The organism is Paenibacillus sp. cl141a (genome assembly GCF_900109305.1).
GTDB classification, from domain to species: Bacteria; Bacillota; Bacilli; order Paenibacillales; family Paenibacillaceae; genus Paenibacillus_AQ; species Paenibacillus_AQ lautus_A.
The window spans coordinates 43,401-66,246 of the sequence record NZ_FNZO01000014.1; the positions used below are offsets into that span (position 1 = coordinate 43,401).

Here is a 22,846-nt window from a genome sequence, read left to right on the forward strand (position 1 = left end):
TTTAGTGATTTCATGTTATATCATTCGCATGTTATCTGGCAATATCAATTTTGAAATACTACGAAATTTCTAGTGACAACGCATGGAATATACATGTCACTCTTGATTTTGATTAAGGAGGAATGTAAAATGAAGGAACGTAACGATATAACGAAACAAACAACGTAACATAATCCGTAATTAAAGCAAATCATTGTTTACAATGTAACATTCCTATAAACTCTAAAATGGCGATTATTAGTAACTTAAAAGGAGAATGTGTTTATACATGAGTACGATTCGGGATGTTGCTAAACTTGCAAATGTATCCACAGCCACCGTGTCCAGAGTGTTAAACAATGATACGAAGTATAAAATCACGGACGAAACCCGGGAAAGGGTTTGGCAAGCCGTTACGCAGCTGAACTATAAAATCGCATCAGGGCCCAAACGCAAGGTTTCTGCTCAGGATCCGGCCGAAAGCAAATCGCATATCAAAATCGGATGCGTCTTAAGCGTCACCAAGGATAAATACAACGACCCCTACTTCATGTCGATCTTATCCGGCGTGGAAGAACGCTTGCTTGGCGCCGGTTACAACATGTCCTTTATCCGGACGGGAATTGAATTGAACGACAGCAAGATCCTATTTAATACGTTCAGCGAACCGATTACCGGCCTCATTCTCATGGAGTCGCTCGATCACGAGACCTACGAATATATTCGCAAGCAGGTCCCGTACATCGTAGGTATCGATACGGAACGCGGGGATATCGACAATGTCGGCTACGATCATTACAATGTCGCTTCGATGGCCGTCAGTCATCTCATTGAAAAAGGCCATGCCCGAATCGGATATATCGGGGGAAGCGGATTATCGAGCAACCTCAAAGACAGCCGTCGTTATCGGGGCTACTACGCAACCATGCATGCTGCCGGATTGTCGGTCAATCCCGATTGGGTGATTGATTGCATGTGGGATGAGGCGGTCTGCATCGAAAAAATCAATCATTTATGTACAACCCGAAATTTCCCGACTGCCTTCTTTGCCGGCAGCGATTTAATGGCTATGGCAGCCCTCAACGGACTGTACAACAACGGTATTTCCGTTCCTGACGAAGTAGCGGTTATTGGGCTATCCAACATTGAGGTATCCAAGTATTCCAATCCGCCGCTGTCCACGATCGATGTGCCGATGAAAGAAATCGGCATGGTAGCTGTCGATAACCTAATTGACCGAATCAACGGAAACAAGCTGCTGCCCAAAAAAGTGATTTTGCCTACCCGCTTGGTGGCGCGCAGCTCAACTTAAACGGCTTATTCGCGAATTGTTTATGGCCTACTCGGAAAGGAGGTGAAGGATTCGATTTCTTGAGAGTAAAAGAACAATTCTGTGAGGAGGTTTGACATGAAAGCACGGGGTATCCATTGGAAGCAGCCGTTTGCCCTAATTATCATGACGGCCATTCTACTTGCCTTATTCCCTTTTCCCCGTTTTACTTGGTCTGCAGAAGCTGCCTCTGCCTCTATCGTTGTTGACGGCAATCCAAGCGACTGGGAGGGCATTCCGGCCATATCCACGAATACGGGAACGGCTCAAATCTTAAAGGCTTCCCATGACGACAAGAATCTTTATCTGCTTGTCCAAGGCTCCGGCCTTAGCACTACGATGGGAAGCTTCTGGTTGAATACGGACGGAAATGCTTCTACCGGATATCAAGCTTTTGGCTGGGGCACGACAGGCGTTGAGTGGCTTCTCGAGAACCAATCCTTATACCGCTACTCAGGCAATGGAAGCAGTTGGAGCTGGAATTTTTCATCGTCTCTGACTTCTTCTCAATATGTACGTTCCTCATCCGTGATTGAAGCAGCGATCCCTCTTTCTTCGCTTGGGCTTGGCGCAGGCAGCAGCGTGAGCATCGGTTATCTGGATAACAATTCGGATATGCACCGCCTGCCGGCACAGAACCAGCCGCTTCCAGTCTATACCTTACAAGCACATCATCCGGGAGGCAATATGATCGAATTCTATCCAGCCGAGCTGAATGATCCGTTGAATAACCCGTTTAAAGGCTGGGCTCCATCCGCAAAATCTACCAATTATCCTCAACCTCACCGGCTGGTATATGCCGGCGTGACTTGGAAGGAGTTTGAGCCGACGAAGGGCAATTATGATTTCAGTGCGATTGAAGCCTCCAATCATTTCGACTATTGGAAAAGCCGCGGCGTCAAGGTAATCCTTCGCTTTATTCTGGACAGTCCTTCCGGCGTGGCTCACCGGGATATCCCGGATTGGCTGTACAACGACATGGCAAACCTGGGACAATCGCCGGGCAAGGCCTATCGCGACGATACTGGGGGCATGGGAGCCGGCAACAACACGGGCTTCTCTCCTAATTACAGTTCCGACTATCTGATCGCCAGGCACAAACTTGCAATCGAGGCGATTGCGGACCATTACGACTCCCCGGATAGCCCGATCGCTTTTGTGCAAATCGGTTCGCTCGGACATTGGGCGGAATTCCATACCTGGCCTTATGTCGGACCGAACGGGGAAAGCAACTATACGGGGGCGTTTCCTCCGAACAGCATATCCAACCAATATATTCAGCATTATATCGATGCCTTTGCCGATCAGGAGGATCACACGCAGCTATTGATTAGACGCAGCGTCGAGCTGGCCAAGAATAACAACAAGGGTTTGATTCTGGGAATGTACAATGACGTCTTCGGCGATCAGCCGAGCTTCGATTCCGATTGGGGCTGGTATACAGGCACCCAGAACGGATATTGGGATGACATCGGACAGCAGCAACCCGCCCATGCAAACTTTTGGGACACTCGCGTCTCCGGCGGCGAATTCTATGGCGGTGCTTATGGCATGAATGCTGCGCTTACGTCGGGCAGCGGTTTCAATGAGACCCTTCGGCAAACCGAACTCAGCAAGCCAAGCTGGCTGGGACCGAATTCTCCGGCATCCCTGGCGGTGGGGAATCCATTGCAGGGCAACATCGATACGCTCAAGAAACGAATGGGCTATCACTTTGTCGTGAACAAGGCTGCATATCCGCAAGAAACTAGCGGAAGCACGCTCGATGTATCCGTCACGGTGGAGAATAAGGGGGTTCAACACTTCCCGTTCAATTGGCCTCTTGAAATCCAGCTGCGCAGCGGCGGCCAGATCGTGGCACGCCAAACCACATCGGCAGACTTAACGACCTGGAGAACAGGGCAGCACACGGTCACCGGCTCTCTTCCGACGAATACATTGCCGAGCGGTACTTATGAATTAGCCATAGCAATTCTCGATCCATCGACGAACCAGCCGACCGTTGATTTCGCTAACACAAACCGGCTATCAGACGGAGCTTATAAGATCGGTTCATGGACCAAATAGCATGATAACCGGATTTCAACTATCATAATAAAAAGAGCAGCAGATGGCCGCGATTCCTTCACGGCAACTCTGCTGCTCTTCTTCATTTAAAGGCTATAGATCATGAACCCTGGGTTCTTACTCATGATTCCAGATGAAATGCTGCTTCAAGCTCGCGGATCCGTTCATCATCGATGTGGATGACATCGCCTAGCGTTCTCGCCGACAAAATGGACTTCGCGCTGTACTCCGCAACTTCCAATCGATCAAAAGCGTTGAGCAAGCTTTGACCGGCAACGATTACGCAGTTATTGTTCACAATGGCAATCGGCGTATTGGCCTTAAACAGCGAAGCGGTACGCTCAGGCTCATTATACACCGCATGAAAGGGGAGCTTCGGCGTTCCGCGAAGCAATATATAGCTTTCCGGAATCGTCCTCGAATCGAAGGCCGTGTCGGTGACCGCAAATGCCATAATGTTGGGAGGATGCGCGATGATGACCGAATGGACATGCGGCTGCGTGTTATAGATCGCTTCATGGAGGAAAACGGATTTGCTCGGCTGTTTGCCCGCTTCCGACTTGCCGTTCTCTATGCGGACGAGGTCTTCCGGTTCCAGATGATTGCGGTCTTTGCCATAGGGCGTGATGACAAAATCGTTTCCTTGCAATCGATGGGAGAAGGTGCCCTGCGTGCTCGTGAACAATCCCTGTTTATAGGCGCGTTTCATCAATCCGCACATGTCGCGGCGCTGCTCTTTTTCTTCCGACGTGCAGGAATCGCGGATGAACGTATCCATCTGCAGCGTGCTTTTGTTGCGCACGGTTTCGTAATCCTCATCGGTAAGCAGGACCGGTTTACCGATTCGACGTGCCTCAATTTCAAGGCGTGCACAGAAGTCGAGGGTTTCGAACCGACGAAACGCTTGAAAAAGATCCACTCCCCCGACCACGACCCCGTGATTCTCCAGCATGACGGTGTCGATCCCTTGTTTGAAGACGGCTGCAATGTTCTCCCCGAGCTGCTCGCTTCCGGGCAGCGCATAAGGCGCAATTCCGATCTCGCCGCAGATTTGCCTTTCGTTCGGAAGCAGCCTTGTATCCGGAATGCGCCTTACAATGCTGAACGATACCAGTGCAGGCGGATGGGCATGAATGATCGACTTCAAATCCGGGCGGGCTTGATAGATGAGCCGGTGAAAGGGAAATTCGCTGGAAGGCTTGTGAATCCCCTCTACCCTGCCGTCCTCCTTCACGCATACCATATCCGACCGGTTAAGCGACCCTTTGTCCACTCCCGCTGGCGTAATCCATATATCCCCGTTATGGTCCCTGATCGACAAATTGCCTCCCGACGTGGTTGTCATCCCATGGTTGTAAATGCGATTGATAAAGAGAAGAAGCTGATCTGCCGGATGCACAAAATCCTGATTCATTCCTGCCACCGCCCTATCCGAATGTTTTTGTTTAGTTTTGTTTGTTTTTATTATACTGTTTTTGCTGTTGATATTCGAGGAGAAATGTGGCAAAAACAATAACAATAGCCTTAAATCATAATGATGATGATCCTGAAAACTTCCAGCCGGTCGAATGCTGCCAGAACGATTGACAATCCATAGCGGTCAGATGGGAATCAACCTCGCTCTCCTTATTGCAGCCGTACTACCGCTTGTAATCGATAACGATTGGAGCCCGCTACTCAATCTAAAGCGAAGAAGCCGCCAGTTTGGCGGCATCTTTACGTATAGAGTTCTTGCCGACTGGCAGTCATCAAAGCCATCCTATCAGACCACACATGTTACGATCGAATCCCTATGTCACTCAGCAGCACGGTTCCCCGCTGGGTCAGGTTGAATTGAATACGGACCTTGCTCAGCTGCTGCGGGTTGAAGTCCGGATTCATTTGTTCAAAATCGCTTAACGGGAAATCATAGCTTTGAAATACGGGCTCCGAAATGTTCCCGGCATTCGAGAACGGCCATTTGAGAAGTTTACCTTCTATGACGGGCGGCAATTTAGATAAGTGGCTGAGCGGAAGATGGGCCTGATTGCCTTTCTTGTCTTCAACGGAAACCGTTGCATTGATCAGTTCATTCGGGTCGCCGCTCGCGTCTTTTCCACGGGCGTCCGCCATCGAAAATACGACAGAGCTTTCCGTTCCCGTTACCATGCCGCGTTCCGGCAGCGTAACCGTGAAGGATGCAGGTTCGGATTCTCCTCTCGTGTCCCAGCCTAAACGAACCGCGCTGTAATCGGCCAAGCCATGCTTAGTCCTTACCTTCTCCTCCTTCCATACCTGGAGATGTTCGCCCATCAGGCTGCCGCCAGGCAGCGTCGTGCTCTGCAGATCGATGTCTTCTTGGAAATCGGCAATCATGGTCGTCCCCGAATCGTAAACATTGCCCACGTACAGGTTGTCGGGAATCCATTCCTTGGCGTAACCCAAATCCGTGAACATCTCCCGATATTGACGTTGGTCCTTAAGCGTTGCATCAAGAAATCCGGAAATAAATACCTTGGCAATCGTTTCCTGCTCTTCCCGCGGCATGATTTGACGCAGGTTAAAGAGACGATTCGCAAGACCTGCTCCATCCCCTCTGTTCCAGCCTCCGTTGAACTGGCCATGGTTGGCCCCATAGACATAAATCATCGACTTCATGTAATCTTTGCCTTCGGTATAACGAATCCGATGATATTGTTTGGCTGCGTCCAGGCTGTTGACGTCCATATCATGAGCTCCATGCAAAGAGAGATAATTCACGTCCTGCAGCGGCAGCGGTTTGCCTTGAGGCTGATATTGCCCGTCCGTTCCCGCAATGGAAATGAGAGAGCGGATCGAAAAGTTATAGTCAAACTTGATATGGCCGTGATCCGGGTGACGTCCGAGATTGTTATAGGCTGCGGCGATCGCGACCGCTTCGCCTCCCCTGGAATGACCGATGAGGGCGATTCGTTCCATATCGACCTTTTGATAAAACGGGTTGTCCGGATCGCTGTTCCAGCCCTTCCATGTCTTCAAATGCTCCAGCAGCAGCAGACCTCTTGCCGGATTTTCACGTTGGAGGGCGCTAACCAGAAAAAGGTCCTCGTATGGGGCGGCATTCAGGAAATTTTCATCCACGGAGACGAAAATATACCCTTTGCTCGCGAGCAGTTTGCCGAGGTATTCATAACCGGGATCGGAATAATCGTTCATTAAGTGATTTCCATGCACAATCAGGACCAGCGGAAATATGCCCTCCCCTTCGGGGTACCATACTTTTCCGTTTAAAGGCAGGGCATCCGGTCCGAAACCAAGCGACTTCGTTCGCCCAGAGGACCATTTCTCGACAAACTCGGTTGCATCCACCGTTTTGGTCGTCAGCGAACCGCTTTGATTAAACTCTTTCCGGTAGTTGTCAGGACTTCCGTATAGCAGGCTTTGGACGGGATATGTGCCTTGTTCTGCCGGATTGTTCATCGTCGAGTCTTCATACCGGCTTGAGGTTTTCAGCTGTTGTAACGTGACGGCCGGAGCAGCTTCATCTCCCTCCCGAATCAGCCAGAAGCTGCCCGCTCCGATCACGATGTTGATCAAGGACAAGCAGGCGATGGCGCCGATTCTCCTTGCTTTTGAGACTTGCCTGTAGCTTCCGGCTGCAATTTTATATAGCAACGCGCCAAATAAAGAGAAAACAAAGGCCAAACATGTAATGAAAACGGCCGATACTCTCGGCTGAACCATGAAGCAGAACACAAGCAAGGCCAGTGAACCTGTCAACGTCCAAATATAGCGGCTTGGCATTTTCTTGACTCCGTGCAGCAGCAACGCGGTCAAGCCGCTTATCATCGCAATCGCTAGGACAAACAAAAACGTGCCCGCGATATATTTTATGAAACCGTGCCCCGTCAAAAAATAATCGGCCTGGATCAGGATTAGAATGAAGGCGATGCCTCCTAGTCCAAGCGACGCACCCTTCCATCCAGGAGTTAAGGGCTTTATGCGTTTCCGGTTGGCAACGATTCTTTGTATATTGGCAATGCCCTTCTCGTTTTCTTTCTCTTTTTGTATTTCCACTCTTTCCAGTCCTCCTGCACTCTATTTAGTAGATCGTTCTACATCTGAGGATACCGGATCACTCTTTCACTGCACTTTCCCTATTCTTTCAGAAATCTTACATGTTGCTCGGCAGAAACAGAATGAAACTCGTTTGCCCGTATGTTGTTGTAAGTCTGATCTTCCCTCCATGTTTCTCTGCCACTTGTTTGGCAATCGCCAGACCGAGTCCCGTGCCGCCATCGCTGGTCCGTGCCCTTTCTCCGCGAACGAATGCTTCGAACACCTTATCCTTCAGGGCATCCGGGATACCGGCGCCATCATCCGCAACGTGAATCTCAACCCCGTTCTCTGCGATTACCAATTTCAATTCCACGGTTGTGCCGGGAGGGTTGTATTTCCATGCATTGGACAGCATATTGGAAACCGCCCGGTACAACCAGATCGCGTTGAACGGAACCCTCAATTCCCGATCGGGAATATCGTAACGGAAATCAAGCTGTTTATCTTCGAAAACTTCATAATATTCGGCTGCGATTTCCCTCGTAAATTCCGTAATGTCGGAGAATTCGACGGAAAAAGGAACATCGGGACTGTCCAGCTTGGACAGGTCAAAGATATCGTCAATCAGCTCCGACATCAAACTGGCTTTGTCGGATATCGAACGCAACACCTGGCGTCTTCTCTCTTCCGTATCCACGAGTCCCGCCTCAAGCGCTTCGATATAGCCCCGAATGGTGGTCAACGGTGTCTTCAAGTCATGGGAGATGTCGATCAGCATGCGCTGCTTGCTTTCTTCCAGCTCCTGCTTTTCCCGCTCCATCCGCTCGAGACGCTCTGCCATATCATTGAAATCGTCCTGGATTTGCGCGAGCTCATAGCTTGCTTTGAAGTTTAGCCTTTTGCGGTATTGACCTTGGGCAATGTTTCGAATGCCGTCGGCTATGGAGCTGAGCGGAGTCGTGAGCCTCGAAGCGGTCCTTCTTCCGAACGCGTACACGGTGATCGCAAACAACACGAGAAACAAAAGCAGGATCTGAAGAGCCATTTTATAAAATACGCGCTCTTGTTGATCGCTGTAGCTCTCCTCTGGCGTAGCGGGGGAATAGCCCTTCTGTGTTGTCTCCTCCACCTTTGTCTGCCCAGATGAATCAAGAAAATAATTCATGATTTGGGCATTCAATATAAACAACGATAACGCCGCAATGATGGCAATCGTAATAAAGAAGTACAAGTATTGGCCGATCAGCGAGCGCTGTAAACGACTAGGCGTTTTCATGTGCTTAACTCATCTTTCTTGGCAAACCGGTAGCCGAGGCCGCGGATGGTTTTGATATAAACGGGGTTTCTCGGATTGGTCTCGATTTTGTCCCGCAGCCTGCTAATCTGCACCATAACGGCGTTATCGTCGGCCAGGTACAACTCGTCCCAGGCATGCTCAAACATTTGACGTTTCGTAAATACGCGCCCCGGTTCTCCCATAAACAGGTTTAACAATTTATATTCGATCGCGCTGAGCGAAATGGGCTTTCCTTTGATATACAAGATGAATTCGCGATGATCCAGCACCAAATCAGCGATGCGGGTGACGGCTGCCGGGTCGGGTTCCGACGGCTCATTGAATTCATACGATCGTCTTAACTGGGCCTGGATTCTTGCCATTACTTCCATCGGACTAAACGGTTTGGAAACATAATCGTCTGCTCCGAGCTTGAGACCCGTGATTTTATCGAGCTCCTGATTTTTGGCCGATACGAGAATGACCGGGATTTTATAATCCTGTCTAATCGTGCGGAGCAGCCGGTATCCGTCGATGACCGGCATCATGATATCGAACAGAGCGAGATCGACGCGTTGGCTTCGAAGATGCTCAAGCGCTGCAAGCCCGTCGAAGGCTGCCAAAGTCGTATATCCTTCTGCGTTTAAATAGAGTTTCAGCATGTCTACGATATCCGGATCATCATCGACCACAAGTATGGTTCTGGGCATAAAAAGCATCCTCCTTCAAGTAGTATATGGTTCTCCTTGGAAGGCTAATTTCCTTTTTTGCGTTGTCTCGTCAGCATTATTAAACAGAAATAACCTCTCGCCAGATACGGCGGAGGTCATTTTATGATTGATTCATTAGCGTCCGATAAAACCAAACAAGAGAAGCTGATTAAGTTCAGCCATCTTGTCGTTATAATTACATGGCGACGCCGCATTGGGATGAACTTCAACAATATTCCCCGCCTGGCTGCAGAGATCATAGTTGATGGCTCATGGATCGATCACGTAGCCGATATAAGAAGCTTTTGAGTAAAACAATAAAGAATCTCTGCTCAACCAGCAAGCAGAGATTCATGAACCTTCAGGTATACATTGCTAAACCTCCCCTTCTCTCTCCCTGATATGGCTGGAGTTTGAAGCAGCCAAGCCTCCTTTACGCTCGTACGCGAAAATAACCATCATCATGCTTAACATTGCACAGATCATGTACATGGTGGAGTAGGACAAATAATCGGCGATCGGTCCCATCGCGACCCCGCCCAAGGATACGCCTAAATCGGCCATCGCAATAAACAGACCGATTAACACATTGCGATTGGACGAGGGCAATACAAATGACAAATAAGTCGTTAACGTAGGGTACAGCAGCGCCTGGGCCATGCCCATAAGAATGGCGCCTGTGTAGAGCAACATGCTTCCCAACTCTGAAGACAGGCTGATGCATGCCGAAGCCAGGGTTACAAGAAGCATGGTGCCCATGATAAACCATGAATGCCATCTGCCATCGGACGGAATTCGTTTTCTCAGGACAAACCGCGAAGCGACAACGACCGCAGCCTGGAGCATCAAGTAAATGCCGGCGCTGCCGCTGCTCAGCTGCTCGCCGTATAAAGGCATAAACGTGGTGACCGCTCCGAATACGATGGATGCCGACAGCATCAAGACACTGCATCGGAACAGGAACCGATTCTTGACGATTTGCCCGAAGGAATGGAACACGCCTGAACGGCTTGTCGCTTGTTCCGATGGCGCCTTCTCTTCGTCCATCTTGACGCTGTACCCGAATAAACCTGTACAAATGGCGATCGCAACAAGAATAAATGTGAATGAATCCATGCCACCCGTCTGCCAGAGGCCTAATGCGAGAACCGGACCGATCACGCCCGGGATATAGGTGAACAATGAATAAAATGAAATGCCTTGCGAACGCTCCTTCTCAGGCAGCGCATCAATGATGCCGATCTGTAATGCCATCGAAAAAAAAGCCGTGCAAATGCCTTGCAAAATTCGAGCCACGAGGAATCCCCCTAATCCGGTACAAGTATACAGAATCAGGGCAGTGCCGTTTACCAACAGAACCAGTCGCAGCACCTTAACCGGCCCATGCTTTTGGATCCAATGCCCGGCCAAGGGCCGGAAGAACATCGTTGTCAGCATGTAAGCCCCCATGACGAGACCGATGGTTGTGCTGCTGGCTCCCCATGCGGCTCCTTGAAGCGGAATGATGACGTTGAGTAAGGCATTGGCGCTGAAATAAAGCAGGGCCAGCATATATAAACGCAGAAAAGGCCAAGACATCGCTCCACTCACTATATTTCTCCTCCTGCTTGCGTAAACGCTAGAACGTAATCAAATGCTCCATTAATTGTTTGGCATAATCCGACTGAACATGCTTTAATTGCTTGACGTCGATCGTCTCCTCCACCTTGCCGCTTCTGAAAATAAGAACCCTGTCGCAAATATAAGCGGCAGCTTGAATGTCGTGCGTGATGAAGACGTAACTCATCTGATAGATGTTTTTAAGCTCCTTCAATAAGCGGAGGACCTGTATCTGTACGGATACGTCCAAAGAGCTGATCGCCTCGTCGAGCACGATGCACTTAGGCTCCGTGGAAATCGCTCTGGCAATGCAGACTCTCTGCGCCTCTCCGCCGGATAACTCATGCGCATATTTCGTTTGGTAGGAAGCGTCCAACCCGACCTGATGCAGCAAACGATCGACTCGGGCGTCTTGGTCGGAGCGTACCTGACCCTGCGCCGTTAAGGGCTCCATGATGGCTTCCTTCACGGTATAGAACGGGTTGATCGAAGACGTATAATCCTGAAAAACGGCACTCATATTGCCTGAACGCACATGACGATTCCTCACATCGTTTCCTTCGAATAAGACGGCCCCTTGGTCCGCTTGTTCAATACCCAAAATCAATCGTCCAAGGGTAGATTTTCCGCTTCCGCTTTCTCCGATGATGCCAAGGCACTCGCCGCTTCCGCATTCGAAGCTTACATCATGCAGAATTTGCTGCTTTTTCCTCGAAAACAGGCCGCCTACCCGGTAGGATTTATGTACGTTCTCTACCTTCAGCACGTTACTCCCCCCTCATGATCTCGTTGAAATGGCTGCTCAGCTCAAGACGGGTAGAAACCAGGTACTGCGTATAGGGATGCCGCGGTGCCGATAATACCTCTTCAACGCTCCCGCTTTCTACAATGACGCCGTTTCTCATGACCAATACTTCATCGGCAATCTTCTTCACGACCCCCAAGTCGTGGGACACAAAAATCATGGAGCCTCCCATTCGCTCGCGGAGCTGGATGAATTGTTCAACGACCTCGTACTGCGAGATGGTATCGAGCGCCGTCGTTGGCTCGTCGGCGATCACGATGTCGGGTGAAAGAACCAGCGTGAGCGCAATCATCAAGCGCTGCAGCATGCCGCCCGATAGTTGGTAAGGGTACTTATTCATGGTTTCGATCGGATGGTTGAGCATGACGCTCTCCATCGCTTTTTTCATCGCGGTTTCGACCTGGCTCTTGCTCCAGCCGAAATGCCCCTTCAACGTCTCTTGAAAATGAACCCCGACTACGGACGAAGGATCAAACGCTCCCATGCCGTTCTGCATGATCATCCCAATCTGTTTACCCCTTATTCTTCTCATTTCTTTAACCGAAAGTTGATTCAAATTCTCGCCTTTGAACAGAATCTCTCCGGATTGACGAATCCAGGGCTTGTGCAATCGGATGATCGATCTGCACGTAAGGGATTTTCCGCTCCCGCTTTCCCCTACGATGGCCAGGCAGGTTTGGGGCTTTAACCGAAAAGAGCTGTCACGGATGATCTCTTTGCCCTCATTCGCATCCCATACCCTCAAATGGTTAACCTCAAGCATATTCAACATTCGGTTTCTCCACCTCTGTAACTCGCGGCTGCTTGCCGGAATTCATTCGTTTGGGGTCCAGCGCGACTTGAAGCCCATCCGCCAGAAAATTAAATGCCGATACGGCAATGACGATCGCCAAGCCGGGTGCCAACATCAGCTCGGGATGTGAAAACATAACCTCTCTCGCTTCATTCAGCATCATCCCCCATTCGGCGTGAGGAGCCTTGATGCCCAGCCCCAAGAAGGATAATCCGGAGATTTGCAATATCATGGAACACATCGAACCACTGGCAATGACGGCAATATCCGAGAATGTCACGGGAACGATATGCTTCAAAATGATTCTACGATTGCTGATACCGGCTGCTTTAGAAAACTTCACATAATCCATTTCCGCATATTGCTGGACCGACGTTCGGATGACGCGGGCAAACCACGCCCATTTCATCGCAACAAAAGCAATCAGAATGTTCTCAAGGCCTGCACCCAGAATGCCGACAACCGCTAACGTCATGACATACCCGGGAAAAGAAAGCATGATATCGCAAATTCTCATCAGAATCGCGTCCGTTTTGCCTCTGAAGTAGCCCGCCAGGAAGCCAACGGCCGCTCCCACGCCTACCGATGCCAACAAGGCGGCCAGAACCCATAAGATACTGGGACGTATGCCATAAATTAGCCGGGACAGGATGCATCTCCCCAAATGGTCGTTGCCGAACCAATACGCCCAGGACGAGCCGGCGTAACGCAGCTTCATATCGACATGGTTCGGATCGTGCGGCGCGAATACAGGGGCGAACAACCCCAAGATTACGATTGCGGCTATAATGAGCAGTGACAGGCTGGCCAGCTTGTCTCTGCTCAGATTTTTCAGTGCTCTCATTAGATTTCCTTCCTTAATTTCGGATTGAACGCAGCATTGATCATGTCCGACAAGGTGTTGAATAAGACAAAGGCTACTGCCAGGATCAGGACATAGGCCTGAATGACCGGAAAGTCCCTGCTCAATATGGATTTCACGCTCAGTCGTCCAAGTCCCGGCCATGCAAATACATTTTCAATGACTACGGTACTGCCCAGTATAATAGGGATCGCCATGCAAAAGATGGATACGGCGACTTGCAGCGAATTTCTTAGAATATGTTTCGTAATCTTCCTCTCGGGCAAACCGCAAGCTCTCCCATAAACCACATAGTCTTCATGCAAATGGCTCAGCATGGAGCTTCTTACGTTTCTGAAGTAAATGCCGACATAACTCACCGATATGACCGTTACGGGAAGAATATAGCTTCGATACGAGTCCATGCCGCTGGTTGGCAGCAAGTCCAGCCGAACGGAGAAATACCAGATCATGATCGAAGCCAGCCAATAGGAAGGCATCGCCGTCAGAAAGAAGGAAACGCCTCTTACCGATCGATCCAGCATGTTGCCTTCATTTAATGCGCAGACAACCCCCAAGATGACGGACATGACGATAATGATGATCGACGAAACCAACGTTAGCTTTAACGTGTTGAGAAACGCCGGGCTTATCAAGGACCACACGGATTGTCCCGTGACGTAGGACTCCCCGAAATCCAATTGAAGACAGGCCATCACCCAGTCGGCATATTGTTTCAGGAACGGTTGATTCAATCCCAGCTCTTCACGCGTCTTAGCGATCAGTTCCTCCGTGATTTCGGGAACTTCCTGGGCGCGGAGCACCACTTCGGCAGGATCCATGGGCGACAGGTTGATCAATAGAAAGGTCAAGAATGAAATCATAAGCAGGATCGGAACGGACAGCAATAATCGTTTAGCTATATAACTTCCCATAATGACTCCTTATCGATTGATGAGCACGAGGCCTATTCGAAATACATTTGTTCAAAAGGCAGCTCAAATTGGGTTTGCTTGAACGTAATGCCTTTCAAGTCCTTCGGTGCGAGAACCGTGACGCTCCCGCTCGAAATCGGGATAAACACGGCTTCATCGTGAACCGTCCGCATGATCTCGGCATATAACGCCTTTCTGGCTTCCTCATCGGTCGATACCATAACCTCCTGTATCTGGTCATAGAGACGATCGGCATCGGCAATACCTTTGGTTGTATGCAGATAAGAAGCTTCGGAAGTGAACGCAGCGATGGTGCTTTGGGGGTCATACGCCAGTCCCCAGGTTTGATTAAACAATAGCTCGTACTCTCCCGTAGATCTTCGATTCGCGATGGAACTCGATTCTTCGCCGACGATATCCAGCTTAATCCCGATCTGCATTAGCGCATGCTGAATGTATTCCGCCTGCGTTTTTTGCGACGATGAATTGCTGTCATAATATAAGCTCATGGCCAGCTGCTGTCCGGACTTGGTCCTGGCCTCGTCGCCGCTGCCCTTTTTCCATCCGGCTTGTTCCAAGATTAACTCGGCCGCTCCCGGATCATAGCCGCGTTCCTTCAATTCGACATCCGCATAGTTCACGTTGGACGAGAATAGCCTGTTGGCTCCGGCTTCGGTTCCTTCGAATATGTCCTTGCTGATCGTTTCGCGATCGATTGCATACCAGATTGCCTCACGCACCGCGGTTTCGCTTACCGGGCTGTCCGATTTGCTGCTGTTGGCGACTATCATTTTCGTATTCATGGCTTCGCTGCGAACAAGCTGATAGGTTCCGGCGTCAACCAGTTGATTCATCGCTTGCACGTCGATGCTGTCCGCCCCCCGATCATCGGTGAATACGAAGTTCACCTCTCCTTTCTGCATGGCCAGAAACGTCGTCTCGCCGGCAGGCAGCACCTTGGCCGTAATTTTCTTGATTTTCGGCGCACCGTTCCAGTATTCTTCATTGGCGGTAAAGACAGCGTACTCATCGATTTTATGCTCCGTGAACTTGTAAGGACCTGTACCGTTATGGCCGTTAACGCCATCCTTTGTTTCCCCTTGCATGAAGTCCTTCGGCGATAGGAATACATACGGCCGCGTCATGGACAATTCGACCAGCGTTGGGTAATAAGCTTCGCTTAAGATCAATTGGACGGTGTATTCATCCACGACCTTCACGTTTTTGATTTTGCTCGACAGCTTAATCCAGGCATGTTTTTCGGCATTGCGCTGCACGGCGTCGATGTTCAATTTGACGGCTTCGGCATTAAACGGTTCTCCATCATGGAACTTCACGTCTTTTCTTAGATGAAAGGTATAGGTCCGGCCTTCTTCGGAAAGGTCCCAAGATTCCGCAAGCAGCGGTTTGATGCCCTCCTTCGTGTTCTCCACCAGCGACTCGTATACCATGCCCTGAGCCGGCATGGACCCCGTATACAAATGCGGGTTCATATCATGAATATCTTTGGCTGTCGCATAGATTAATTCATCCGGGACAGCCGTTGCGGATTTGTTTTCCTGATTCGTCTCTCCGCAGCCTGCCAAAAGCGCCATCGTGCATAAAAACATCCAGATGATTACGGTTTTTCTTTTCACGGTTTTCCTCCTGCTACCCACTTGATTATGTTGCCGTTCCTGTATTTGTTATGTCCTTGCATATCATGGCCAGTTCTTCTCCGAAGCTCTGAACCGCGAAGGCGCCGGACAACGACCGGTCCTTATGAGCAAGTGCCACGCTGACGATTTTGCCTTCATATGCTGAAGTGAACCGATCGATGGTTGGACATTCCACCTTTAAGAAGCCGGCGATGCCTTGTATGATCTTGATCCGATAATAGTCCTCCTTGGGCATTCTCGGGATATCCAGGCAGCCTTCCAGATTGATAAACAAACTCCGGATCGGCACCGCCGAGAAATCGAAGTACTTTCCCTCGACATCCGGCTCAGAGAAGGGATCGATCAACAATGAGGCGTAACGGATATACAATAAATATTCTTGATGAATGCTTTCCAAGTGCTCGAAGCTGTCAATATCCCTGCGTGATAAACTCTCATTTCTCACCGGATAGTTATCATCCGTCATAAACTTCAGCAAATTGATGCGTCTCATCCCTAATCGACTCAAGATGTTCATCATTTCTTTCCACTGGGATAACATATTGCGGATCAGTTCCTGCGTAATAGGGCCTTCAGGGAAAAGCTTATAGACATACTTGCGAGAAGCCGATTCGTCAAAAATGGCGTTTAATGAGAAGTCATTCATGAACAAAGCGGGATGGACATATAGCGAAATATTTCGCGCTTCTGCCTCCAGGGGCGTCCTCATGAATTCCACTTCAATGTCCGATTGCTTATACAGACCGCACAGCCTGTCGACAAGATCTGAGCGGCCCCGTGTCGAGCCGATATAGACTTTTTTCTTGACCCCCGTCGTTATGACATGATTGGAAACCCGGTCATCCACCCATCTGGTGTCCCCGATATATGTAGAAAAGCTTATGACTTCCGCACCCGGATTCAATTGCCCGATAAAACCGGATACCAAGCTGTTGGAACCGAATGTCGGGGAGATCAGCACCAAGCTGTTGACTTTTCGCAGAACGTCTTGGTCGATCTGTCGCATGACTTCCAAATATGCATCTGTGGTCACTGCCAAAATCAAGGTATCCCACTGGCCTTCGATCGTTTCAAAGCCACGGAATACGTCGTCCAAGCGGCATTCGCCTTCCATGGCATGGTGCTTTTCGTTTTGGATGCTTACGCGAACCCTTTGACCGCTGGCCGCAAGCGACTCAAAGAATTCCGCGGAACGGACCGATTCCCGGCCCGCAATGCCCAAATGACAACGGTACCCTTTTTTAAGGATCACTGCCAGCTGCAAGGCGGCAGGACCCGTTCCCAATATCAGGACCCGCTTCATATCTCTCATAAGAACACCTCACTTCGATTAGCCATGTGTTATGGTGCCTTTTTTGTACAACGCGATGTCGAATATATCGTTTTGGCGCAATACCGTATCAACTAATTTCCATTTGTCGTGATCCGTTTCTTTCATGGGGTAATTGAATAGAGACTTCAATCGATCTCCGTGCCTCATGGCCACAACGACCTCTTCGTTCGTTAATGGATGCAACCGCTCCAACATGTCGTACTTTTCAGCAACCGTTGAACTGAAAATGATGTGGGTGACCTCTTGTATGTCATCAAGATTTTCTGCCGGTGTATTTATCAGCCGGATCTTCAGCTCCGGGCCCAATGCCTCGATAACCTTGACCCCGAGCCTAATGGCCTCATCGTCAATGTCGATGCCGATCACCTCGGCTCCCGTTCGCTTGGCGATCAATAGAGCCGTCATCGGAAATGCGCCGGACCCGACCAGCAATACGATCGACTTCGAAGTCACTTGGAAGCTTCCGAACTCTTTCTCGATGCAATCTTCGATATTCCTGAAATAATCGGTGATCTCCGTGTCTCCCTTGATCAATTTCAATGCGCGATATTTCTCCAGGGTCGCTACGCAGCGTGCCGAATACGCTCTCAATTCCTCCGCAAGCCCGTTTAAACCACCAGTTCCTTGCCGCTCCAGCCCATCCCAAATATTGGAGTTGGACTCGTCGGTGATAAAAGCAGAATAATCATCAACCAGACGTTCCAGCTCGGTTCGGTGACGGGAACTATCATCGAAGCGGTCTGCGTAGTACTTAAACCTTGTTAAGTATTCAGCCAAGGATTGATCAAACATGGTTAGTTTCACGATTTCCTACCCCCGCGATATGGTCTTCATCCAGATCAATGAATGCGATGCCTTGAGCCGCAATGCCAACGGCCCCTTCGATTTCCAGATGCGTCAACCGGTTTTGATCAAATAGGGCCTCTACATGAATCGTTCCGCCTGGCTGTTTGATGGAAGCCTCGATATCCCTCTTATGCTTCCAAGCTAAGTAGGCGCCTACGGAAGCGGTGCCGGATCCGCAACCTCTTTCCCACACCGCGCTATCCAGCTCCGGCACATAAATGAGCGGAGCCAGTTCCCTAGTGCGGGGGTTGTATAACAGGATCCCGACCATTCTCGTACCGAGAAAGGGTCCGATGTGCTTGGCCATGGCTAGCATGCTGCTCTTCATTTGCGCATCGCAGCATTCTGCTTCAATCACGAAATGAACAAAGTTGCTGTATCGAACGACAACCGCGTCAACAAGGGAACACCCTTCTTGAAGGACCGTTTGATCAATTGTCACCGGAAGCGGCATGTTGACCCGGCAGCGATAATCCTCCTTGTTTTTTGTTATACGGCATGACACTAACCGCTCCGTCCCTGAAACCTCTAGTCGAAATTCAGTTGTTAGATGTCGTTTCATCCCCTGGACCTCAGCCAGGTATGCCGCCAAGGCCATGCAAGCATTCCCGCAAAATTCACCTCCTGCCATCCGCAGAAATGCATCCGCATGATCTATCTTGGATTGTTCGATAAAACCAACCTGCTCAGCATAAACATTGTCGTACGACATGATTTTAGCAGCGACGCGTTTATGTTCATCGGGCGGAAGCTTGGTGTTAATGAGAATCGTCATGTTCTGCGTGGGATTGCATTTCACAAAATCGATCTTCTGCTTCATCACGGGCTCCCTCTGCTCCAATGGATTGCCAGTTGCTTGATGTTCTTTAATCGTAATATTTACGATTAAGATGTTGAGAATATAGCATGCCTTTTTGAAATAGTCAACATTTTAGCACGAAAAAACTCTTTCGACGTCATCATCGGAAGAGTTACTTATGCGTATATTGGCTGCCTTGGATGGAATAAAAGCGCCTTTGCCGCTTCGATAGAAGCATTAAGATTCGAAATTACTTTCACGACAGGGGAAATCTTGCCGATCTGCTGTACTGGAGCTAACCTCCGACATTTGGCCGGTTACCGTTACCGTACGACACCCGATCGGTAAGGCGGGTATTGGATTGCCTAATATCTTCAATGGATACGATGGTCTGCTCGACAATCGCGGAAAAACTCTCAGCCATCTCAAACAGCAAAAAGGTTCTTCCCGGAATGTTGATGATGAGCTTCTCCGTGTCGTAAATGCCAATCATGATGTCATCATTCGTAAGACTTTTCAAAAGTGGAGCTACCTAGGGGTGCTATTGTTGCCATACCGTGTCCTTAAGCTTATTGGCGCATCATTGGGATCTGCATCTCCCCTTCAGATCACTATATTTATCGTCCGAATAGCAGCGAATCGTTGAGCAGGATGATGGACTGGAATAATAAAAATCCCTTCCTCATTCGGTGAGGAAGGGACACTGTCGAAAGGCTATACCGCTTGTCGCAGCCGCTCAAACAATATGTTGTTTTCCAGATGGATATGCTCGAACATGTCCTTTTCAAGCATGGCTAACCGTTGAAAGACAAGCTGATACGTACCGCAGGCATCAGCCGGAAGCTTGAAATCGGATGTTACGTCCCGCAGCTCCTGCAGCAAGCTGCCGGCATGAGCATGTTCATGCTCCAGTTCGGACACGTGCGGCTTAAGCTCTGATGCCGCTTGGTGGCTAGGGTCCGCCACAAATTTCAAGATGAGCGGAAATACATGTTCGTCCTCGTCCTTCGTATGCTCTAACAGCTCCTTTTTCAATTCCGAGAAGAGCTCCTGCACGCGAAGCAGCTCAGGATGATGCTCTCCATGCACACGGGCCAATTTCGTTACATAGGGCGTTAATGCCGGTAATTCATCACGGAGGAAGGCATGATGTTTTTGTTGGATGTGATCAATCAGTTCGGATTCCTTCAATGAAGCGGGACAGCTTTCCTGATAACCGGCAAACTTGCTCTCTACGAACTGAACCTGCTCCAGAACGGCGGCTGGATCCAAAAAACGCTGCTTGGCTGCCTCTTCCAAAGGCACCTGTCCCCCACAACAAAAATCGATGCGGAGGGACCGAAATAAATCCGCGGTTTGCGGGATGGATGTCACAATATCGGATACTTGGCTCTGAAGCGTGAATGAACTCATATTCAAACCTCCCTAGACTTAATACGTGTTTGTGAACTTTTTCACTCTTACAACTCAAGTATATGAAACTCCCATACCCGCATATGTGATTGCAGTCATACTGAAATGTAACACTATGTGAACGATAGGTTCTTTAGTATTTTCGTCATCGTTCACATTACTCGGCCTTCGGACCGATGCCTGTTTTCGCCGAGATATTTACATTGGAAAATGTGGAAGTATTGTATTTCCACGTCTCATTGTTAACTTTAGCCGCATCCGCCACAAGCCCGACATAGACTTGCTTCGGCAAATCGACTTGAACGTTTCCAACCGTGGTCCAACTGGTTCCATCTTGAGAAACGAACGATGTGAATTGATTATCCTTGCGGACAAGCTTGATCCAATATGGCAGCTGAAATTCCTGTTCCGGCTGAATCCTCACGACCTCGCCGCCCTCCTCGGCTCGACTAAGGGTTACGCCTCTTTTCCCCGTGCGAATATAAGGGACGACAAGGGAAACGAACGGGGCATCCTCTTTCAGGCTCTCGCGGAACATGATGCCGGCTTCCGCTTCCTCATTCGTGGGAGTGATGCTTTCAATCCGGGCAACGATTTCAGCATCTCCCTTTACCTTCTGATATGCAAAATGAAAGACGTCCTTCGTGCCGCCGATATCACCCGCCGACTTGACGGTCACTTCGCCCGGCGCGCCGCCGAGCTGCGTGTGTCCCGGAATTCCCGGACTGCCGACATCGGCCGATTTCCAAGGCCTGATGCTCCCTTTAGTGTTCGTATGTACGATCACGCTCGTTGAGAATGCCATCGTGCCTGTATCGTCGATCGCTTTTGCGGCCCAGTAATGGGTGCCATCCGCAACATCCGTCCACTGATAGCGGAACGGCATGCTTTCGTCCTCCCCAACCTTTTCCCCGTTCCGGTAAAACTCCACCTTGGTTACGCTGCCGTCTTCATCGGAAACGGACGCTTCAATCGTGACGTTCGAGCCGGCTTTTACCACCGTGTTGTTTGCCGGGGCGGTAATGACCGCTGAGGGATTGGCCGATCCGTTTCCTGGTATGGAATTCAGATACAGCTCCAGATTCGTAAATCCTTCGTTATTGGTCATATTGCGGTCGCTCGGATCTTTCGGATCCAGCCCGTGGGAGATCTCCCAATCATTCGGCATTCCATCTTGATCGTCATCTTCTATTGTGGAAACAACCGGCTCCACGAGCGGATATCCGCCCACCTCATTCTGGGAGTTAATATGCATGCCGGTTCGGTGGATCACATCCTGGATGATCCGGGCATCGACGGCATCCCGCTTCGGCAGGGTGGGTCCGGCGCTTTGCATGACCGCTTCATAAGCCTCTTCGGCGGATTCGGTCGGCAATGGATTGGCAAAGGAAGCGGGAGTTTCCAGCTTCACGTAATTTGGGTATTTATGAACGCCTGACCAGTTATCCTGCGTATATTCCGGATACCCGTCCATGACGTTGCCGTCGATAAAGTAACTTCCGGTGCTCTCCGCATTCATAAACCGAACGACTTCCGTCTCCGGGCCGGGCTTGTAATAATTGTTGATGATATTGGTAACTGCCCCTTTGCCTCCGTACGAAGCAAAGAAACCCCAGTTGTATACCACGTTATTTCGGAAATCATGGGAGTTGCCGGCCGTGCTGTCAAACGCAGGGTTGCGGCTGGAATTGTGAGCGATCAAGTTATGATGGAAGCTGGTGTTTTTTCCGCCCCATATCCCGCCGTACCCGTGTCTGCCTTTGACGTGTCTGCTAATATGCATGGCGTCGGCGATGATCGACCATTGCACGGTGACATTTTCGTTGCCGTAAGGGCTGAGCACTTCGTCAACGGACCAGCTGAACGAGGAGTGGTCAATGATGATGTCTTTCTTGTACCGCCCGCCAAAAGAGTCTGCTTCCGTTTCATTCATATCGCCCAGCCGGAAGCGCATGTAACGGATGATCAGGTTGTTTCCATCGAAGGTCGTTGGATACCCGATAACCGTAATCCCATCGCCAGGCGCCGTTTGACCGGCAATCGTCAGGTTGTCTCCGAGAATCTTCAGTGGGGATTTCAGCTGAATCACGCCGCCGACTTTAAATACGACGGTCCGGTTCCCGGCGCTGACCGCGTCACGAAGCGACCCCGGTCCCGAGTCGGCAAGCGTCGTTACCTCGTACACTTCGCCGCCCCGGCCGCCGGTCGTATATTTCCCACCGCCTTCGGCCCCCGGAAATGCAGGCGTTTGCGGGGAATTTGCCGGGGCTGGGGATTCAGGATTTTCCTCAGCATAAGCACCTCCGCCGGACATACCGGTAAACAGCATCGTGAAGACAAGCATTTGCTTCAACCATTTTGCTGCTTTCATTTTCGTACCTCCTTATCATTTCGAGATTCTGACAACGGTTATAATCCGATCCCCCCCTCTCTAAGCCATAGTTA

The 22,846-nt window shown here is 49.9% G+C and carries 18 protein-coding genes and 1 pseudogene; 3 read left to right on the plus strand and 16 right to left on the minus strand.

From position 1 onward, the window contains the following. Positions 1–268 precede the first annotated feature (268 nt). Complete coding sequence (locus tag BMX45_RS27325) at positions 269–1,291, plus strand: LacI family DNA-binding transcriptional regulator (RefSeq protein ID WP_090913490.1); 1,023 nt, start codon at positions 269–271, stop codon at positions 1,289–1,291. A gap of 96 nt (positions 1,292–1,387) precedes the next feature. Further along, positions 1,388–3,376: a DUF4832 domain-containing protein gene (locus BMX45_RS27330; RefSeq protein WP_090913492.1), complete on the plus strand. Its 1,989-nt coding sequence runs from the start codon at positions 1,388–1,390 to the stop codon at positions 3,374–3,376. 121 nt (positions 3,377–3,497) lie between these two features. On the opposite strand, the gene BMX45_RS27335 is transcribed toward BMX45_RS27330, so the two are convergent. From BMX45_RS27335 to BMX45_RS27350, 4 genes are all read right to left on the minus strand, one after another. After that, a complete protein-coding gene (locus BMX45_RS27335) occupies positions 3,498–4,790 on the minus strand; it encodes a class II aldolase/adducin family protein (protein ID WP_090913494.1) in 1,293 nt (430 codons plus the stop codon). A 362-nt stretch (positions 4,791–5,152) separates the two neighbouring features. After that, entirely contained in the window at positions 5,153–7,411 is a 2,259-nt protein-coding gene (gene bahA, locus BMX45_RS27340; RefSeq protein ID WP_090913496.1) for a bacitracin amidohydrolase BahA, read from the minus strand. A gap of 97 nt (positions 7,412–7,508) precedes the next feature. Continuing rightward, positions 7,509–8,669: a HAMP domain-containing sensor histidine kinase gene (locus tag BMX45_RS27345; RefSeq protein WP_090913498.1), complete on the minus strand. Its 1,161-nt coding sequence runs from the start codon at positions 8,667–8,669 to the stop codon at positions 7,509–7,511. Next, positions 8,666–9,379, minus strand: a complete 714-nt coding sequence (locus BMX45_RS27350; RefSeq protein WP_090913500.1) for a response regulator transcription factor — start codon at positions 9,377–9,379, stop codon at positions 8,666–8,668. Before BMX45_RS27350 ends, BMX45_RS27345 begins: the two co-directional genes overlap by 4 nt. A gap of 123 nt (positions 9,380–9,502) precedes the next feature. Here BMX45_RS27350 and BMX45_RS31495 point away from each other — a divergent pair, with 123 nt between their 5' ends. Beyond that, positions 9,503–9,688: a hypothetical protein gene (locus tag BMX45_RS31495; protein WP_090913502.1), complete on the plus strand. Its 186-nt coding sequence runs from the start codon at positions 9,503–9,505 to the stop codon at positions 9,686–9,688. A 66-nt stretch (positions 9,689–9,754) separates the two neighbouring features. Here the strand turns inward: BMX45_RS31495 and BMX45_RS27360 are convergent, their stop codons facing one another. The 12 genes and pseudogenes from BMX45_RS27360 to BMX45_RS27415 all read right to left on the minus strand — a co-directional run bounded on the left by BMX45_RS27360 (position 9,755) and on the right by BMX45_RS27415 (position 22,772). Beyond that, positions 9,755–10,969, minus strand: a complete 1,215-nt coding sequence (locus tag BMX45_RS27360; RefSeq protein ID WP_090913504.1) for a staphylopine family metallophore export MFS transporter CntE — start codon at positions 10,967–10,969, stop codon at positions 9,755–9,757. A 28-nt stretch (positions 10,970–10,997) separates the two neighbouring features. Next, positions 10,998–11,744 (minus strand): ABC transporter ATP-binding protein, encoded by a 747-nt coding sequence (locus BMX45_RS27365; protein ID WP_090913506.1) that lies wholly within the window; start codon positions 11,742–11,744, stop codon positions 10,998–11,000. A gap of 1 nt (position 11,745) precedes the next feature. Next, the gene (locus tag BMX45_RS27370; protein ID WP_090913508.1) at positions 11,746–12,555 is read right to left on the minus strand and encodes a staphylopine uptake ABC transporter ATP-binding protein CntD; all 810 of its coding nucleotides are present in this window, start codon (positions 12,553–12,555) and stop codon (positions 11,746–11,748) included. After that, on the minus strand, positions 12,539–13,420 hold the full coding sequence (gene opp1C, locus BMX45_RS27375; protein ID WP_090913511.1) for a staphylopine uptake ABC transporter permease subunit CntC: 882 nt from the start codon (positions 13,418–13,420) through the stop codon (positions 12,539–12,541). Before opp1C ends, BMX45_RS27370 begins: the two co-directional genes overlap by 17 nt. Beyond that, a complete protein-coding gene (gene opp1B, locus BMX45_RS27380; RefSeq protein WP_090913513.1) occupies positions 13,420–14,352 on the minus strand; it encodes a nickel/cobalt ABC transporter permease in 933 nt (310 codons plus the stop codon). The genes opp1C and opp1B overlap by 1 nt, the downstream gene beginning before the upstream one ends. Positions 14,353–14,384: 32 nt before the next feature. Next, positions 14,385–15,989: a staphylopine-dependent metal ABC transporter substrate-binding lipoprotein gene (gene nikA, locus BMX45_RS27385; RefSeq protein ID WP_090913515.1), complete on the minus strand. Its 1,605-nt coding sequence runs from the start codon at positions 15,987–15,989 to the stop codon at positions 14,385–14,387. Between the two features lie 25 nt (positions 15,990–16,014). Beyond that, the gene (locus BMX45_RS27390) at positions 16,015–17,322 is read right to left on the minus strand and encodes an opine metallophore biosynthesis dehydrogenase (protein ID WP_090913517.1); all 1,308 of its coding nucleotides are present in this window, start codon (positions 17,320–17,322) and stop codon (positions 16,015–16,017) included. An 18-nt stretch (positions 17,323–17,340) separates the two neighbouring features. Continuing rightward, complete coding sequence (locus BMX45_RS27395; protein ID WP_254778301.1) at positions 17,341–18,147, minus strand: class I SAM-dependent methyltransferase; 807 nt, start codon at positions 18,145–18,147, stop codon at positions 17,341–17,343. Next, positions 18,128–19,009 (minus strand): histidine racemase CntK family protein, encoded by an 882-nt coding sequence (locus tag BMX45_RS27400; protein ID WP_090913521.1) that lies wholly within the window; start codon positions 19,007–19,009, stop codon positions 18,128–18,130. Before BMX45_RS27400 ends, BMX45_RS27395 begins: the two co-directional genes overlap by 20 nt. A gap of 409 nt (positions 19,010–19,418) precedes the next feature. Then, positions 19,419–19,520: pseudogene (locus BMX45_RS31500) on the minus strand (chemotaxis protein); the annotation flags it as partial. Between the two features lie 182 nt (positions 19,521–19,702). After that, the gene (ric, locus tag BMX45_RS27410) at positions 19,703–20,401 is read right to left on the minus strand and encodes an iron-sulfur cluster repair di-iron protein (RefSeq protein WP_090913523.1); all 699 of its coding nucleotides are present in this window, start codon (positions 20,399–20,401) and stop codon (positions 19,703–19,705) included. 157 nt (positions 20,402–20,558) lie between these two features. After that, positions 20,559–22,772, minus strand: a complete 2,214-nt coding sequence (locus tag BMX45_RS27415) for an Ig-like domain-containing protein (protein WP_090913525.1) — start codon at positions 22,770–22,772, stop codon at positions 20,559–20,561. Positions 22,773–22,846: the final 74 nt, after the last annotated feature.